The organism is Mesorhizobium sp. NZP2234 (assembly GCF_013170765.1).
GTDB lineage: Bacteria > Pseudomonadota > Alphaproteobacteria > Rhizobiales > Rhizobiaceae > Mesorhizobium > Mesorhizobium loti_D.
On the sequence record NZ_CP033364.1, the window covers coordinates 4,737,637 to 4,753,289 of the forward strand.

The 15,653-nt window shown below is 61.8% G+C and carries 17 protein-coding genes and 1 pseudogene; 10 read left to right on the top strand and 8 right to left on the bottom strand.

Annotation, left to right across the window (positions count from 1 at the left end):
- Positions 1–113 precede the first annotated feature (113 nt).
- From hppD to EB230_RS23480, 3 genes are all read left to right on the top strand, one after another.
- A complete protein-coding gene (gene hppD / locus EB230_RS23470) occupies positions 114–1,229 on the top strand; it encodes a 4-hydroxyphenylpyruvate dioxygenase (RefSeq protein WP_056562773.1) in 1,116 nt (371 codons plus the stop codon).
- Positions 1,230–1,299: 70 nt separating this feature from the next.
- Positions 1,300–1,524 (top strand): type II toxin-antitoxin system prevent-host-death family antitoxin, encoded by a 225-nt coding sequence (locus EB230_RS23475; protein ID WP_056565456.1) that lies wholly within the window; start codon positions 1,300–1,302, stop codon positions 1,522–1,524.
- Positions 1,521–1,898 carry a type II toxin-antitoxin system VapC family toxin gene (locus tag EB230_RS23480; RefSeq protein ID WP_056562776.1) on the top strand — a complete coding sequence of 126 codons (378 nt, stop codon included), beginning with the start codon at positions 1,521–1,523 and terminating at the stop codon, positions 1,896–1,898. The genes EB230_RS23475 and EB230_RS23480 overlap by 4 nt, the downstream gene beginning before the upstream one ends.
- 15 nt (positions 1,899–1,913) lie before the next feature.
- On the opposite strand, the gene EB230_RS23485 is transcribed toward EB230_RS23480, so the two are convergent.
- From EB230_RS23485 to hmgA, 4 genes are read right to left on the bottom strand one after another with little or no spacing between them, the layout of a single operon-like run.
- The gene (locus EB230_RS23485; RefSeq protein ID WP_056562779.1) at positions 1,914–2,450 is read right to left on the bottom strand and encodes a DinB family protein; all 537 of its coding nucleotides are present in this window, start codon (positions 2,448–2,450) and stop codon (positions 1,914–1,916) included.
- Positions 2,451–2,471: 21 nt separating this feature from the next.
- Complete coding sequence (locus tag EB230_RS23490; RefSeq protein ID WP_056562782.1) at positions 2,472–3,485, bottom strand: fumarylacetoacetate hydrolase family protein; 1,014 nt, start codon at positions 3,483–3,485, stop codon at positions 2,472–2,474.
- Positions 3,482–4,369 carry an MBL fold metallo-hydrolase gene (locus EB230_RS23495; RefSeq protein ID WP_056565459.1) on the bottom strand — a complete coding sequence of 296 codons (888 nt, stop codon included), beginning with the start codon at positions 4,367–4,369 and terminating at the stop codon, positions 3,482–3,484. The genes EB230_RS23490 and EB230_RS23495 overlap by 4 nt, the downstream gene beginning before the upstream one ends.
- 11 nt (positions 4,370–4,380) lie before the next feature.
- Entirely contained in the window at positions 4,381–5,694 is a 1,314-nt protein-coding gene (hmgA, locus tag EB230_RS23500) for a homogentisate 1,2-dioxygenase (protein WP_056562785.1), read from the bottom strand.
- Between the two features lie 114 nt (positions 5,695–5,808).
- Between hmgA and EB230_RS23505 the strand changes: the two genes are divergently transcribed.
- The 4 genes from EB230_RS23505 (at position 5,809) to EB230_RS23520 (ending at position 8,641) form a co-directional block, all read left to right on the top strand.
- Positions 5,809–6,252, top strand: a complete 444-nt coding sequence (locus EB230_RS23505; RefSeq protein ID WP_056562788.1) for a MarR family transcriptional regulator — start codon at positions 5,809–5,811, stop codon at positions 6,250–6,252.
- Between the two features lie 151 nt (positions 6,253–6,403).
- Positions 6,404–7,042 (top strand): lysophospholipid acyltransferase family protein, encoded by a 639-nt coding sequence (locus EB230_RS23510; protein ID WP_056562791.1) that lies wholly within the window; start codon positions 6,404–6,406, stop codon positions 7,040–7,042.
- A complete protein-coding gene (locus EB230_RS23515) occupies positions 7,039–7,989 on the top strand; it encodes a phosphatidate cytidylyltransferase (RefSeq protein ID WP_056562798.1) in 951 nt (316 codons plus the stop codon). The genes EB230_RS23510 and EB230_RS23515 overlap by 4 nt, the downstream gene beginning before the upstream one ends.
- A 7-nt stretch (positions 7,990–7,996) precedes the next feature.
- A complete protein-coding gene (locus EB230_RS23520; protein WP_056562801.1) occupies positions 7,997–8,641 on the top strand; it encodes a CDP-alcohol phosphatidyltransferase family protein in 645 nt (214 codons plus the stop codon).
- A 31-nt stretch (positions 8,642–8,672) separates the two neighbouring features.
- Here EB230_RS23520 and tdh read toward each other — a convergent pair whose 3' ends face one another.
- Positions 8,673–9,707, bottom strand: coding sequence for an L-threonine 3-dehydrogenase (gene tdh, locus EB230_RS23525; protein ID WP_056562803.1), 1,035 nt, complete (start codon positions 9,705–9,707; stop codon positions 8,673–8,675).
- Between the two features lie 52 nt (positions 9,708–9,759).
- Positions 9,760–10,947, bottom strand: a complete 1,188-nt coding sequence (locus EB230_RS23530) for a glycine C-acetyltransferase (protein ID WP_056562806.1) — start codon at positions 10,945–10,947, stop codon at positions 9,760–9,762.
- A gap of 309 nt (positions 10,948–11,256) precedes the next feature.
- On the opposite strand from EB230_RS23530, the gene EB230_RS23535 reads away from it, so the two are divergent.
- Complete coding sequence (locus tag EB230_RS23535; protein ID WP_056562809.1) at positions 11,257–13,326, top strand: EAL domain-containing protein; 2,070 nt, start codon at positions 11,257–11,259, stop codon at positions 13,324–13,326.
- A gap of 75 nt (positions 13,327–13,401) precedes the next feature.
- Positions 13,402–14,139, top strand: coding sequence for a polysaccharide deacetylase family protein (locus EB230_RS23540; RefSeq protein WP_081294699.1), 738 nt, complete (start codon positions 13,402–13,404; stop codon positions 14,137–14,139).
- Positions 14,140–14,389: 250 nt separating this feature from the next.
- Here EB230_RS23540 and EB230_RS23545 read toward each other — a convergent pair.
- Positions 14,390–14,612: pseudogene (locus EB230_RS23545) on the bottom strand (type II toxin-antitoxin system Phd/YefM family antitoxin); the annotation flags it as partial.
- 76 nt (positions 14,613–14,688) lie between these two features.
- Positions 14,689–15,114, bottom strand: coding sequence for a MarR family winged helix-turn-helix transcriptional regulator (locus EB230_RS23550; protein ID WP_056562814.1), 426 nt, complete (start codon positions 15,112–15,114; stop codon positions 14,689–14,691).
- A 116-nt stretch (positions 15,115–15,230) separates the two neighbouring features.
- Here EB230_RS23550 and EB230_RS23555 point away from each other — a divergent pair, with 116 nt between their 5' ends.
- Entirely contained in the window at positions 15,231–15,638 is a 408-nt protein-coding gene (locus EB230_RS23555; protein ID WP_056562817.1) for a hypothetical protein, read from the top strand.
- The last annotated feature ends 15 nt before the right edge of the window (positions 15,639–15,653 follow it).

Genomic DNA, 15,653 nt, shown 5'->3' on the forward strand with positions numbered 1-15,653 from the left:
TCACGCATGAGATGACCATTTCAAGCGTTTGAATGCAAGCACCATGCGCCGGCTCCGCGCTATGATGGCGTCAGATGGCCGTTTCAGGCCGAGCCAGCTTCCGGAGGAATACCATGGGTCCCTTCCCGCACGATGCCCCGCCCGCCAAGATCAGCAAGGAAAACCCTGCCGGCACCGATGGTTTCGAGTTCGTCGAATTCGCGCATCCGGAGCCGCAGAAGCTGGCCGAGCTGTTTACCCGCATGGGTTATGTGACGGTGGCCAAGCATCGCACGAAAGACATCACCGTCTGGCGCCAGGGCGACATCAACTATGTCGTCAATGCCGAGCTGGGCTCGCATGCGATGAAATTCGCCGACAAGCATGGGCCCTGCGCCGCCTCGATGGCCTGGCGCGTGGTCGACGCCAAGCACGCTTTCGACCACGCCGTCTCGAAGGGCGCCACGCCTTACGAAGGTGACGACAAGGCGCTCGACGTGCCGGCAATCATAGGTATCGGCGGTTCGCTGCTCTATTTCATCGACGCCTACGGCAAAAAGGGCTCGGCTTACGATGCCGAGTTTGAATGGCTCGGCGCGCGCGACCCGCGGCCGCAAGGCGTCGGCTTCTATTTCCTCGACCACCTGACCCACAATGTCTATCGCGGCCAGATGGACAAATGGTGGGATTTCTACCGCAATCTGTTCGGCTTCAAGCAGATCCATTTCTTCGACATTGACGGCAAGATCACCGGCCTGGTCAGCCGGGCCATCACCTCGCCCTGCGGCAAGATCCGCATTCCGCTCAACGAATCCAAGGACGAGACCAGCCAGATCGCCGAGTACCTGAAGAAGTACAATGGCGAAGGCATCCAGCACATCGCGGTCGGCACCGACGAGATCTACGCCGCCACAGACAAGCTCGCCGCCAACGGGCTGAAGTTCATGCCAGGCCCACCGGAAACCTATTACGACATGTCGTATGCCAGGGTGAACGGCCATGACGAGCCGATCGAACGGATGAAGAAGCACGGTATCCTGATCGACGGCGAAGGCGTGGTGGACGGCGGCATGACCAAGATCCTGCTGCAGATCTTTTCGAAGACGGTGATCGGGCCGATCTTCTTCGAGTTCATCCAGCGCAAGGGTGACGAAGGCTTTGGCGAAGGCAATTTCCGCGCGCTGTTCGAATCGATCGAGCAGGACCAAATCAAGCGCGGCGTGATCAGGGTCGACGGCAAGGCGGCGTAGGCTGCCTCGAACCGAACTTCTTGCGGCGCGATCAATTATGACCTAAATTATGGTCATAAAGGATCGCGCTATGAATGTTTCCATCGCCGAGGCCAAGGCTAAATTGTCTGAACTCGTCAGCCGCGCTGAAGCCGGCGAGGAGATCATACTTACACGCCACGGCAAAGTGGCCGCGCGCATTGTACCACCGGCGGCCATCGAAACGCTGCCGCGTATCGGCGCCTTGAAGGGCAAGATCTGGATTGCGGACGATTTTGACGAACTCGGCCCCGAATGGGACGAGTACGTGAAATGACGGTCGGCCAGTATCTCGCCGACACCCATATCATCCTCTGGTCGATTTCGGACGACCGACGTCTCAGCGAACAGCACCGCGCTATCCTGGCTTCGGACGTCGTGGTGTTCGCCAGCGCGGCAAGCGTGTGGGAAATCGCCATCAAACGTTCGATCGGAAAACTCGATGCGCCGGACGATCTGCCAACGCTGCTTCCAAGGATGCGATTTCAGCCGCTCGCCGTAACTTTGCATCATGCGAATACCGTCAGCGGCCTACCCCACCACCATGGTGATCCGTTCGACAGACTGCTGATCGCGCAGGCGCAGGTGGAGAACCTGACCATCCTAACATCTGACCCGCATTTCGCCCGTTACGGCGTCGCTCTGGCCTGATAGGCGAAAACCGGCTCACAATCCCAGCTGCTCGACCTCCGCCTTCCTCAGCTTGATGTCATAATCGAGCAAAAACTCGTCCAGCTGCGGCGGCGCAACCGAGGTGCCGGACAGCATTGCGTGCACCTGACCGCGATGGTGGATATCGTGCAGGAAGACATGGGCAAGGATATCGCCGATGCGCTCGGGGATCATGCCGTCCTCACGCCGGTCGGTGATCACGCGGCGGTCGAGATCGGCCTCCGACAGGCCGTCGCAGAAGGCGATCAGACGCCGGTCGGCCGCGATCTGCGCGGCAAACAACGCATGGGGCTCGTCGAGAGGCACAAAATCATCATGGGCTGCGGCACCGACGCCACCCTCTTCGAGAAAATCGAGATAGAGATAGTCGACCGCAAGGACATGGTTGAGCGTCGCCTTGATCGACGGGAAAAAGCTGGTGCGCTCGGCCTCGAACTCACCGGGCTTGAGCGCCAGCACGGCGCGATAGAGCCGGTCGTTAGACCAGAGATTGTTCCCGGCCATGCGGCGCAGATGATCCAGAAGATTCATCGCTGAAACCTCTCTTAGCCCCTACCCCTCGTATTTCTCGACCTTCTGCTCGATGGCGCCGAAGATCGAATGTCCGGCCTTGTCCTTCATCTCGATCCGCACCGTGTCACCGAAGCGCAGGAACGGCGTCTTGGGCTCGCCTGACGCAATGGTCTCGATCATGCGCAATTCGGCGATGCAGGAATAGCCGGCGCCGCCCGCCGACACCGGCTTGCCCGGTCCGCCGTCGAGCTTGTTTGAAACCGTGCCCGAGCCGATGATCGTGCCGGCGACAAGTGGCCGCGTCTTCGCGGCGTGCGCGATAAGGGCCGGGAAATCGAATGTCATGTCGACGCCGGCATTGGCGCGGCCGAACGGCTTGCCGTTGAGATCGGCAAGAAGCGGCAGGCTGACCTTGCCGCCATCCCAGGCATCGCCCAGCTCGTCCGGCGTCACCGCCACGGGTGAAAAGGCCGAGGACGGTTTCGACTGGAAGAATCCGAAACCCTTGGCCAGTTCCGGCCCGGTGAGCGCGCGCAGGGTGACATCGTTGACCAGCATGACCAGCCGGATGGCGGCGTGCGCTTCATCGGGGCTTGCGCCCATCGGCACGTCATCAACGATGACGGCGACCTCCGCCTCCATGTCGATACCGAAGGCTTCGTCGGTCATGCGGATCGGATCGCGCGGCCCGATGAAGGAGTCCGAGCCGCCCTGGTAGATCAGCGGATCGGTCCAGAAGCTTGCCGGCATCTCGACGCCACGCGCCTTCCGCACCAGTTCGACATGGTTCACATAGGCCGAGCCGTCAGCCCACTGATAGGCGCGCGGCAGCGGCGAAAGTGCGTCGTGCTCGTGAAAGCGCGCGGACGGCACGGCGTTGTTCTCCAGAGATTCCGCTATGGTCGCCAGATGCGGCGAGATCCTGCGCCAGTCGTCGAGTGCGGCCTGCAGCGTGCGCGCCAGGAACGAGGCATCGGTGTACTGCGTCAGGTCGCGCGAGACGACGACGAGTTTCCCGTCGCGCGTCCCGTCCTTCAATGTGGCAAGCTTCATGCGGTTTCCTCTCCTTGTGCAGCCTTGGCGCCGCTTAACCCCACAACAAGGCCGTCGCGGGCGATCGTCAAGTCGCCGGCCCATGTATTCCTGACAGCGGCAAGCCAGTCCGCCTCGCCGATCTCGGGATCGTCGGCGGGGATGAGGTGGTTGAGCACCAGCCTCTTGACGCCGGCATCGCTGGCGATGCGCCCGGCTTCCTCGGCAAAGCTGTGGCTGGCGAGCAGATGTTCCTTGAGCCGGGCGCCATTGCCGGTTCTGGCGACCAGCCGCTCGATGCCTTCCTGCAGCATGGCTTCATGGACGAGAAGGTCGGCACCCTTGGCGAAATCGGCGAGCGGTGGAAAGAAGGCCGTATCGGCGGAAAAGACTACGTTTTTCCCGCCATGCTCGACGCGCAGGGCAAAACAGTCTGTAACCGGCGGATGGTCGACACGCAGCGCCGTGACCTTCAGGCCACCTTGCTCGACCACCTGGCCCTCGCCGAACTCGTCGATCGAAACCAATTCGCGAATGTCGGGCCGGCCCTCGTCGACGATGCGGATCTCGATGTCGAATTCCATCGCCTGGCAAAAGCGCCGCCAGTAGTGGCCGGTGCCGGGCGGACCAAACACGCTGATCGGCGTCGCCAGCCCCGCCGTCCAGGCGGTGTGGATCAGCGGCCCCAGTTCCAGCACATGATCGGAATGCAGATGCGTGATGAAGATCAGGTCGAGCGCCTTAAGGCTGATGCCGGCATCGACCAGCCCCCGCGTCACGCCAAGTCCGCAATCGACGACGATGGTTCGCCCCCCGATCTCAAGCAGTGACGAACTCGGCCACGGCCCGCCTGGCCGCAGCGCCGGGCCGCCCTTGGAGCCCAGCAGCACCAACCGATCCGGCATTGGCTTGCGGCTCAAGACCAGTCGCCCTCCGGCGTGCCATTAAAACGCTTCTTCAGGTCTGCCCAGCAATCGATGTAGTTGTCCTGGCGGGTTTCCAGTTCGGCGCCATAGCGGGTCAGCATCTGCGGGAAGCGGGTCTCGAACATGAAGGCCATGGTGTTGTCGAGCTTGACCGGTTTCAGATCCGCGCGCGAGGCTTTTTCGAAGCCAGGGGCATCCGGGCCATGGGCCAGCATCAGATTGTGCAGGCTGATGCCACCGGGAACAAAGCCTTCTTCCTTGGCATCGTACTGGCCATGGATCAGGCCCATGAACTCGCTCATGATGTTGCGGTGGTACCATGGCGGCCGGAACGTATCCTCTGCCACCAGCCATCGCGGCGGGAAGATGACGAAGTCGATATTGGCCGTGCCTTCCTCGCCGCTCGGCGCGGTCAGCACGGTGAAGATCGACGGATCGGGGTGGTCGAACAGGATGGCGCCGACCGGCGAAAACGTCGCCAGATCATATTTGTAGGGCGCGTAGTTGCCATGCCAGGCGACGACGTCGAGCGGCGAATGGCCGATCTCGGTGACATGGAAATTGCCGCACCATTTCACGATCAGCCGGCACGGCGTCTCCTTCTCCTCGAACCAGGCAAAGGGCGTCTTGAAATCGCGCGGGTTGGCCAGGCAATTGGCGCCGATCGGGCCCCGATCGGGCAAGGTCAGCTTGGCGCCGTAGTTCTCGCAGACATAGCCGCGTACTTGACTGTCGACCAATTCGACCTTGAAGACGAGGCCGCGCGGCAAAACGGCGATCTCGCCGGGCCGAAGCTCGATGACGCCCATTTCGGTGACGAAGCGCAAGGCGCCGACCTGCGGCACGACCAGCAACTCACCGTCGGCATTGAAGAAATGATCGTCGACCATCGATGTGTTGGCGACATAGACGTGGGCCGCCATGCCTGTCTGCCCGAGCACATCGCCTGCCGTGGTCATGCTGCGCATGCCTTGAATAAAATCGGTCGGTTCCTTCGGCATTGGTACCGGGTTCCAGCGATACTGGCCAAGCGCCAGTTCGTGGTCACCGACATTGGGAGCGGTCTTCCACAGGGGATAGCTCGCCGCCTTGAAGCGGTCGGTGTGCTTGACGCTCGGCCGGATGCGATAGAGCCAGGACCGCTCATTGGTGCCGCGCGGCGCGGTGAAGGGCGAACCGGAAAGCTGTTCGGCGTAAAGGCCGTAGGCCGGCCGCTGCGGGGAGTTCCGCCCCTGCGGGAGCGACCCCGGCAAGGTCTCGGTCTCGAAATCGTTGCCGAAGCCCGGCATGTAGGAAAAGGCCATCGCTTCCTCCCTTGCGCATCCGGCAGGCGCCAGCCGGATTGACCAAACTGGTTTCATTTGTAACCATCGAAAATGTAACTATCAATGCCACCATGGCGCTTAGGGAAATGAACCATGGACCCGGAGATCCTGGAGCTCGAAAGCTTCCTGCCCTACCGGCTGTATCGTCTTGCCGATGCGGTCAGCCGCGAATTCTCGCGGATATACAAGGACAGTCACGGGCTGACACGGCCGGAATGGCGAACGCTCTCCGGACTTGGCCAGCGCGGGACGATGACCGCGACGGAGCTCGGCGAGCAGTCGGCCATGCACAAGACCAAGGTGTCACGCGCGGTGGCCGAGCTTGAAAGGCGGCGCTGGCTCATCCGGACACCTGATGAGAACGATCGCCGTGTCGAGCATTTGAGGCTTACCAAAGCGGGCCTTGCCGCCTATCGTGAGATGGTACCGTTGGCGAAGGCGTTCGAGCAGGCGCTGCTGGCCCAGTTGAGCGCCGACGAACGGACTTCCATCGTAAAGGGCGTCTTGTCGCTGGAAACCGCATTGGATAGGAGATAGCCGCCGTCGCCGGAGGAGATATAAGACGGTCGCCGCGAAGGGGTCGCGCGTTCAGGCAGCCACGGGTCTCGCGGTCCCTGCTTGTCCGGTAGCGGATTTTCTGCGCCTGCATGTCAGCTGGCGGATGATCCATGAGCGAATTGGGGGATGGATGAAGTCGCTGATTGCCAAGCCGGTGGCGGTGATCGTCCTGCTGTTTGCGCGTGCCATCACCGCCGTGCGGCCGTTCTGGCACGAAGGCAGGCTGCCTCGCCGTCGCTCGATCTTCTTTGCCAACCACTCCAGCCATGGTGATTTCATCCTGATCTGGGCTGTTCTGCCGCCGCGCCTGCGTCGACGGGTCCGTCCCGTAGCGGGTGCCGACTACTGGCTGAAATCAAAACTCCGAAGCTTCATCGGGCGCGACGTTTTCAACGCAGTCCTGATCGATCGCAATCGCGACGCACGCACGATGGATCCTGTCGAGAGCATGGGGGAAGCGATGAAGGAAGGCTCTTCGCTGATCCTCTTCCCGGAAGGCACGCGCAACCAGTCCGATGCGTCCTTGCAGCCTTTCAAATCCGGCCTGTTCCATTTGGCGGCATTGCATCCGGACTTCGAACTGGTGCCGGTGTGGATCGCCAATCTCAACCGGGTGATGCCGAAGGGAGAGTTCGTTCCCATACCGCTGATCTGCACGGTGACGTTCGGCGAGCCAATGCATCTGGTTGATGGCGAGGACAAGGATACGTTTCTCGAGCGGGCACGGGAGGCGCTACTCGCGCTGGCGCCGAAAAAGGTAGCGGAATGAGCTCGACCCAATTCGACATGATGGTTCTCGTGCTCGGCGTCTTCGGGATCCTGCTTGCGGCCTCTTTCGTCGGCCAGATCCTGGAGCGACGCTTGTCGCCAGAGGGCTCAAACCCGGCCATCGAGAACCTCAACGCCCGCATCAATGCCTGGTGGGTGATGGCGATCCTCATCGCCATCGCATTCGTCGCTGGGCGCATCGGCGTTCTGCTCCTCTTCGGCTTCTGCTCCTTCGCAGCCCTTCGCGAGTTCGTGACGCTGACCAATACGCGGCGTGCCGACCACTGGGCGCTGGCCACCGCGTTTTTCGTCGTGCTGCCGTTGCAGTATGTCCTGCTCTGGATCGAGGACTACGAAATCTTTTCCGTTTTCATTCCGGTCTACGCCTTCCTGTTGATGCCCATCATCTCGGCGGTGCGAGGCGACACACAGCACTTCCTGGTCCGAATCGCGGAGGTGCAATGGGCGCTAATGATCTGCGTCTTCTGCGCCTCGCACGTGCCGGCTCTTCTGACGTTGCACATTCCCGGCTACGAGGGCCGCAATGTGCTTTTGATAGCCTTCCTTGTCATCGTCGTTCAGTTGAGCGATGTGCTGCAATATATCTGGGGCAAGATGATCGGGCGTACGAAGATCGCACCAAGGCTTTCGCCGTCCAAGACTGTTGAAGGGTTCGTCGGCGGCATCGCCTGCGCCAGCCTCGTCGGCGCTGGCCTGTGGTGGATCACGCCGTTCTCTCCGCTCCAGGCCGGCGCAATGGCCTTCCTGATCACGTTGATGGGTTTTTTCGGCGGCCTCGTGATGTCCGCCATCAAACGCGACCGCGGCGTGAAGGATTGGGGCCATCTGATAGACGGCCACGGGGGCCTGATCGATCGGCTGGATTCGGTGGTGTTCTCCGCTCCGATCTTCTTCCACCTCACGCGTTACTTCTGGTCGCCGGGATGAGGCAGTCATGAACACAGGCGACCGCAGACCCCTTGCAAGCCGCGACACGCGCTGGGCACAGGCGGCGGCCAGACGTCTCGCCGCACTCTCGGTGACCCCCAACCAGATTTCGCAGGCCAGCATCCTCGCCGGCGCGCTGGCCGGCGCCGCCTTCTGGCTTGGCGGGCAGAGCGACGGCATGGCGCGTCTGCTGTTGTTGCCTGGTGCCGCGCTGTTCTGCCAACTACGCCTACTGTGCAACCTTTTCGACGGCATGGTCGCCGTCGAAGGCGGCAAGGCGTCGGCCGATGGGCCGTTCTGGAACGAGTTCCCGGACAGGATCGCCGACATCGCCATCATGGTGGGCATAGGCTACGGCATCGCCATGCCTGGCCTTGGCTGGGCAGCCGCCTGTTTTTCGGTTCTCACCGCCTATGTGCGGGAACTCGGGCGGGCCAATGAAGCACCGAGCGATTTCTCCGGCCCGATGGCCAAACCGCATCGCATGGCGGTTGCAACCATCGCTGCGCTGCTGTCATCAGTGGAATTCCTCTGGCATGGCCGCAACGAAATCCTGACACTCGCGCTTGCCATCATCGCGATCGGCTCCGCCGCAACCGCGCTGCGCCGCGCATGGCGACAAGTGCGTTGGTTGAGAAGCGAGCGCCCCTGAGGCCTTTCCTGGCTGCGCTCGCCGGACGCGTCTACCAGTCCATCACGACCTTGCCCGAACTGCCGCTCCTCATCGCATCGAAGCCTGCCTGGAAATCGTCGATGCCGATGCGGTGCGTGATCAGTCCCGAGACATCGAGCGGACCCTGCACCAGCGCGATCATCTTGTACCAGGTCTCGAACATCTCGCGGCCGTAGATGCCCTTGAGATGCAGCATCTTGAAGATGACCTTGTTCCAGTCGATCTCGAAGCCGGTGGGCGCAATGCCCAGGATGGCAATCTTGCCGCCATTGTTCATGGTGTCGATCATGTCGCGGAAGGCCGGGGCGGCGCCCGACATTTCGAGGCCGACGTCAAAACCCTCGGTCATGCCGAGCGCCGGCATGACGTCGCGCAGCTTTTGCTTCGAGGCGTCGACGACATGCTGGACGCCCAGCTTTTTCGCCAGCGCCAGCCGAACCGGGTTGATGTCGGTGATGACCACCTTTCGCGCACCGACGCATTGCGCAACCAGCGCGCCCATGATGCCGATCGGCCCGGCGCCGGTGACCAGCACATCCTCGCCGACCAGATCGAAGGACAATGCCGTGTGGACGGCATTGCCCAGCGGATCGAAGATCGCCGCGACCTCGTCCGGCACGTCATCGGGGATCGGAACGACATTATGCTGCGGGATCGCCAGATACTCGCCGAAAGCGCCTGGCCGGTTGACGCCGACACCGAGCGTGTTGCGGCACAGATGCCCCCTGCCCGCACGGCAGTTGCGGCAATGGCCGCAGACGATGTGGCCTTCGCCCGAGACACGCTGGCCGACCTTGTATTCGGTGACGGCCGCGCCGAAATCGGCGACGGTGCCGACGAATTCATGGCCGGTCACCATCGGCACCGGCACCGTCTTCTGCGCCCACTGGTCCCAATTGTAGATATGAACGTCGGTGCCGCAGATCGCCGTCTTCTTGACCTTGATCAGCACATCATTGGGGCCGATCTCCGGCACCGGCACTTCTTCCATCCAGATGCCCGGTTCGGCCTTGGCCTTCACCAGCGCCTTCATCATGTTCGACATTCTCTTGTCCCTTGAATCTCTTGATCCGGAATCGCTTTTCGGCGCCGGCCGCTCAGGAAATCACGCCCAGTTCCCTGCCGACCGCGCCGAACGCCTCCACCGCGCGGTCGATGTGGGCGCTGGAATGCGCCGCCGACATCTGGGTGCGGATTCGCGCCTGGCCCTTCGGCACCACGGGGAACGAGAAGCCGATGACATAGATGCCGCGCTTCAACATGCGTGCCGCCATTTCCTGCGCCAATGTCGCCTCGCCCAGCATCACCGGAATGATCGGATGATCGGCACCGGCCAGCGTGAAGCCGAGCTTGCCCATCTGCGACCTGAACCGCGCCGCATTGGCATATAGGCGTTCGCGCAAGGCGTCGCCATTGCGGATCAGGTCGAACACCTTGATCGAGGCGCCGGCGATCGCCGGCATAAGCGTGTTGGAAAAGAGATAGGGCCGCGAGCGCTGGCGCAGCCAGTCGACCACCTGGCTCTTGCTGGAGGTGTAGCCACCGGAAGCGCCGCCGAGCGCCTTGCCCAGCGTGCCGGTGATGATGTCGACCCTGCCTTCGACGCCGCAGTGCTCGGCCGAGCCGCGGCCATTCTTGCCGACGAAGCCGACCGCATGGCTGTCGTCGACCATGACCATCGCATCGTATTTGTCGGCAAGGTCGCAGACGCCTTTCAGGTTGGCGATGATGCCGTCCATCGAGAACACGCCGTCGGTGGCGATCAGTCGGAAGCGGCAATCCTTCGCCTCCTTCAATCGCGCTTCGAGATCGGCCATGTCGTTGTTGGCGTAGCGGAAGCGCTTGGCCTTGGACAGCCTGACGCCATCGATGATCGAGGCGTGGTTCAGCGCATCCGAAATGATCGCGTCTTCCTCTCCAAGCAGCGTCTCGAACAGTCCGCCATTGGCGTCGAAACAGGAGCCGTAGAGGATGGTGTCTTCCAGGCCGAGGAAGGAGGAAATCGTCGCCTCGAGCTGCTTGTGTTCCTCCTGCGTGCCGCAGATGAAGCGCACCGAGGCCATGCCGTAGCCGTAGCGATCAAGCGCCTGCGTAGCCGCCTTTCGCAGGTCGGCGCTGTCGGCAAGGCCGAGATAGTTGTTGGCGCAGAAGTTCAGCACTTTCTCGCCGCCGACCTCGATCTGCGCCGACTGCATCGAGGAAATCACCCGCTCTGATTTGTAGAGCCCGGCTGATTTCAGCCCTGCAAGCTCATTGTCGATATGGGAGAGAAATGCTGCGGTCATGATCAGGCCTCGTTTGACGTGCGCAGACTGTCGTCCCGCTTGCGCAAAAAATCCATCGCAAAAGCGACCGGGTCGGGTGGTCGGACAGCATCAACCGGGGCGCGACTGGCATCGCCCGAGCGGCCGTTCGATAGCGTACGCGACAAGCAATGCTCAAATGCAGGGCGGCGGCGAAAGGAGCCGATAACCATTTAGCGATCTTCCCGGCTCTCCCCTTGCCGGGCCGGCTGTCGATTTCCAATCCTGTTAACGTTTGTGGCTCAATGGTGACCATACAGGAATCCGTTGGCGAGAGGGCCGCCCCCGAAAATGTCGCAGCAGCCGGTGCAAACCGTTTCAGGCAAGCTCATACTGCTGATCAAGGCTGGCTACTGGCTGGCGCTGTTGATCATTGCCACCATGGTGGCAGCCTCCTTCGTCCTGCTGCAGCAGACGATTGCCACGCAGCAGCACAACCACACCTTGCTCGATATCGTCGGCACGCAGAAGACATTGTCGCAGCGCATCGTCTTCCTTGCCAGCGCAACGGGTGCCGCGTCGCGCGACAAGCAGCCGGCGCTGGTCAGCGCGCTCAAGCAAGCCACGGCGGAGTTCGAGACCAATTACGATCTGCTGCTCAAGCAGACGGGCGCAGATCCGCAATCGCCGGCCAAGCTCGATGCGAAGTCGATCGAGAGCGTGCTTTTCGCCAAGCCCTTCCATCTCGACTATTTCTCGGTTGGGCTGATCGCCAATGGCGACCGTCTGATCTCGGCATTTGAATCGAAACTCAATCTCGACAATGACGGCTACAAGGGCGGCGCTGAACGCGTCAACCTCGATACGTCGGTCGCCAATGCAACCTTGTCGGGTTATGCGGCCCTTGGCCAGCGCATCAGCGCCGAGGCCGACGAGCGCTCCGAAAAGCTGCTCGCCCTCCACCGCACGCTGTTCTACGCAACACTCGGCGTCATCCTGCTGGTGGCACTGTTCATCTTCAGGCCGATGTCCAATGCGATCCTGCGCAAGACGCGGGAATTGGTCGATGCGCGCAACTCAATGGCCTTCATCGCGGTTCACGACGGCCTGACCGGCCTGCACAACCGCACTTTCCTGACCGACCATTTCGACACGCTCATCAAGGGTGCGCACCGGCGGCGCGAACGCCTGGCAGTGGTCCAGCTGGACCTCGACCGGTTCAAGCAGATCAACGACACGCTCGGCCACGCCGCCGGCGACTATGTCCTGGTGGTGACGGCGCAGCGCATGCGCGATTCGTGCCGGGCGTCGGATCTGTGCGCGCGGCTCGGTGGCGACGAATTCGTGATGATCCTCAATGGCGCGGGCAGCACCGAGGACATCAACATGCTGGCACGGCGGATCCTGGCGCATATCAACGAGCCGATCATTTTCCAGGGCACCACGATTCTTCCGGGTGCCAGCGGCGGCATCGCCGTCTATCCGATCGATGCCGACAATGCGCAGGACCTGCTCGTCCATGCCGATCTGGCGCTTTACTCCGCCAAGAAGATGGGCGGTGGCAACTTCTCGTTCTTCTCGGAGGAGTTGCGCCGCGAACTCGACTACCGCAAGCAACTCGAGCACGACATCAAGGTCGCCATTTCAGAAAGAGCGTTCCAGGTCTATTTCCAGCCGCAGGTCTCCCTGACAAACGGCGCCATCAGCGGCATCGAAGCCCTCGTGCGATGGAACCATCCCGAGCGCGGCATGATCTCGCCGGGCGAATTCATTCCTGTCGCCGAGAAATGCGGTTTCATGCCGGAGATCGGCCGTATCGTGATCAGCAAGGCGATCAACGAAGCCGCCGAGTGGAACCGTGCCGGGATTGCCTTCGGCCGGCTTGCCGTCAACGTTTCGGGCACCGAACTGCGCGAGCACGATTTCGATGCGTTCTTGTTCGATACGCTGGAAAAGGCCGGGCTGCCGCCGCAGAAACTCTCGCTGGAAATCGTCGAATCCGTCATTCTGGACGACGAGAAGACAGGCATCGCCGCCAAGCTGCGCCACATCAGGGCCGCGGGCGTGCATCTGGAACTCGATGATTTCGGCACCGGCTATGCGTCGCTCAGCCACGTCAATCCCAACGAGATCGATCGGCTCAAGATCGACCGCCGCTTCGTCCAGAACATCCATGAGAATGGGGACAACTCCAAGATCGTGCGCGCCATCACCGAGCTTGCCCGCGGGCTCGGCATCTCGATTGTCGCCGAGGGGGCTGAAACCGAGGCCGAACTCGACTCGCTGATGGCGATCGGCTGCGACCAGGTACAGGGCTATTCCATCGCCTTCCCGATGCCGCACGACAAGGCGCTCGAATGGCTGACCGCGCGCATGCCGAAGAAGGCCAGGCTGACGGTGCTGCAAGGCAGTCTGGCATAGCCGAAACCTGGCCCGCCTTGACAACCGTCCGCCGAAATGGCGGCCTGTCGTGATCGCAAACGGATACAGCGGCTTATGACATTCTTTCGGCTTGTGCTGGCGGCCATGCTGATGTCCGCGCTGCCGGCTCATGGGGCGGATCGCACCATCTATCTCACCTTCGACGATGGTCCGCTGAACGGCACCAGCAACATCCTCGATGTGTTGGCGGCGGAACAGGTTCCTGCGACGCTGTTCATGGTCGGCATGCATGCCGAGGCCAGTGTGTCCAACAAGGCCCTGGTCCGGCGCGCCAAGGCGATGCCGCTGGTGACGATCGGCAACCACAGCTACAGCCACGCCTACAATCACTACCGGCACTTCTACAGCGACACGGAAGGTGTGGTTGCCGACATGCTGATGGCGAATGCCGTGCTGGGCCTGAAGCCCGCGGTGCACGCGCGGCTGCCGGGTCGCGATGTATTCCGGCTGCCTTCGATGTCGAAGGACGACAACTCGCTTGGGCCGGCGCAAGCCGGCCGCGAGGATCCCGACTACGAATTCGTCGCGGCGTCCGGCTTCTATCTCTACGGCTGGGACCACGAGTGGGTGCACAAGGATAACGGCGAGCCGGTCCAGAGCGTCGACCATCTGGTCAGCGAAATAGATCACCTGTTCGGCTATGGCCGCTTCGCCAAACCGGGCAAGCTGATCCTCCTGATGCATGACGAGATGTTCCAGGACAGTTTCGACGGCAAGACGCAGCTCACCAACCTGATCACCGCACTGAAGTTGCGCCGCTATGCGTTTGGAACAATCCAGAGCTATGACTGAGCGGGCAAAGACGGCAAATTTTTCAACGGATTAAGCGTCGGCACCCCAAGCGGGCAAAATGAGGTTCGTTATCCGTCAGTATTGTCAAGCCATGGACCTCGGCGGTTGCCGCGATCACCATATCCTCAAATCCAGGCCTGTGCGCCCTCGCCCGATCCAGGAGTAGCCCAGCCGCATGCGGCATGCAGGTCGAAGGGAAGCACTCTTTCTCCGCAGAGGTGCTGGACCGCTCGCCACCATCTGCGCAGCAAGGTTTGCGGGGTCGAGACGGAATATCGTCAACGTCGCTGGGAAAAAGCCGCCAACAATTGACCAAAACTGGGCACGCGCGAGAGCCTTTCGTAGTCTTCGAAAGACAGAATGACAGCTTGCTTGCGTCCGTGACGGGTGATGACGGCAGGTTTCCCCGCGACGGCTTGGTCAACCACCGCCGAAAGCGTTGCCTTGGCATCCTTCAACGGAATCTCGCGCATGCTCCGCTCCAGAAATGACCATAGTGGTCATACAGCAAGGCAAGTTGGGTAAAACAAGGCTGTCGACCGACCGGGGTCAACCGACATTGTCGCGCAGCGCCGCCAGCACCTGCGCAAACTCCGCCAGACGCTCGTCGGGCAATCCTTTGCGGAGCCGCTTGTCGAAGGCGAGTGCGGCTTGTCGCAACGTCTCGAACAGCTCTTCTCCGGCTTCCGTCAATTCGACCAGATGGACCCTCCGGTTGACGGGATCGCGGCGGCGCGTCAGCAGGCCCTGCGCCTCCATCGCGTTGAGATGGTGGGTCAGCGTCGCGCCCTGGATGCCGATCATCCCGGCGAGTTCGCGCTGATTGGCGAGCTTGCTCGACTTGACCGACAGCAGCGTGAGCCAGACCGGCAATGTGCCGCCCGCTTCAACCAAAGCGGCGTCGAAGGCCTGCGCAACGAGCTTGGCGGTGCGGCCGAGATTCATGCCGACTGGCGGGCGTTCAAAGGGCGTCATTGCCGGACACTAGACGGTGTTTTCCGCGGATGGAACAGGCTCGCGTTTATACATTGACATCTAACAGTTAGATATCTAACTATTAACACGATAGCAGGCGAGAGAGGAGAGCCGGCATGCAATACGTCTACATCGTGGTTATCGGTCTTCACGTCATGGCCGGCGTGTTCTGGGCTGGCACCACAATCACGCTCGCCCGCGACCCCGAAATCAAGGCGGAGCGCTTCATCCAGCCGCAGATGGGCGCGGCCGGCATGGTTTTCCTGACCGGGGCGCTGCTGTGGTACTTCTTCCACGGCGCTTATTTCGGCTCGATGGAAATGGTGCTGGCGCTCGGCATCCTGGCCGCTTTTGCCGCGGCCGGCGTGCTCGGCGCCATGGTCAGGGCGCCGAGCAGGCGGCTTGCTGGCGCCAATGCGGAAATCGAAGTGCAACTGCGCGCCAGAATGGCGGTCGGCGAACGCATTGCCGCATGGCTGCTGGTGGTCACCGTGCTGTGCATGGCAATCGCCAGGATGGTCTGAGCGTCGTCCGCACCG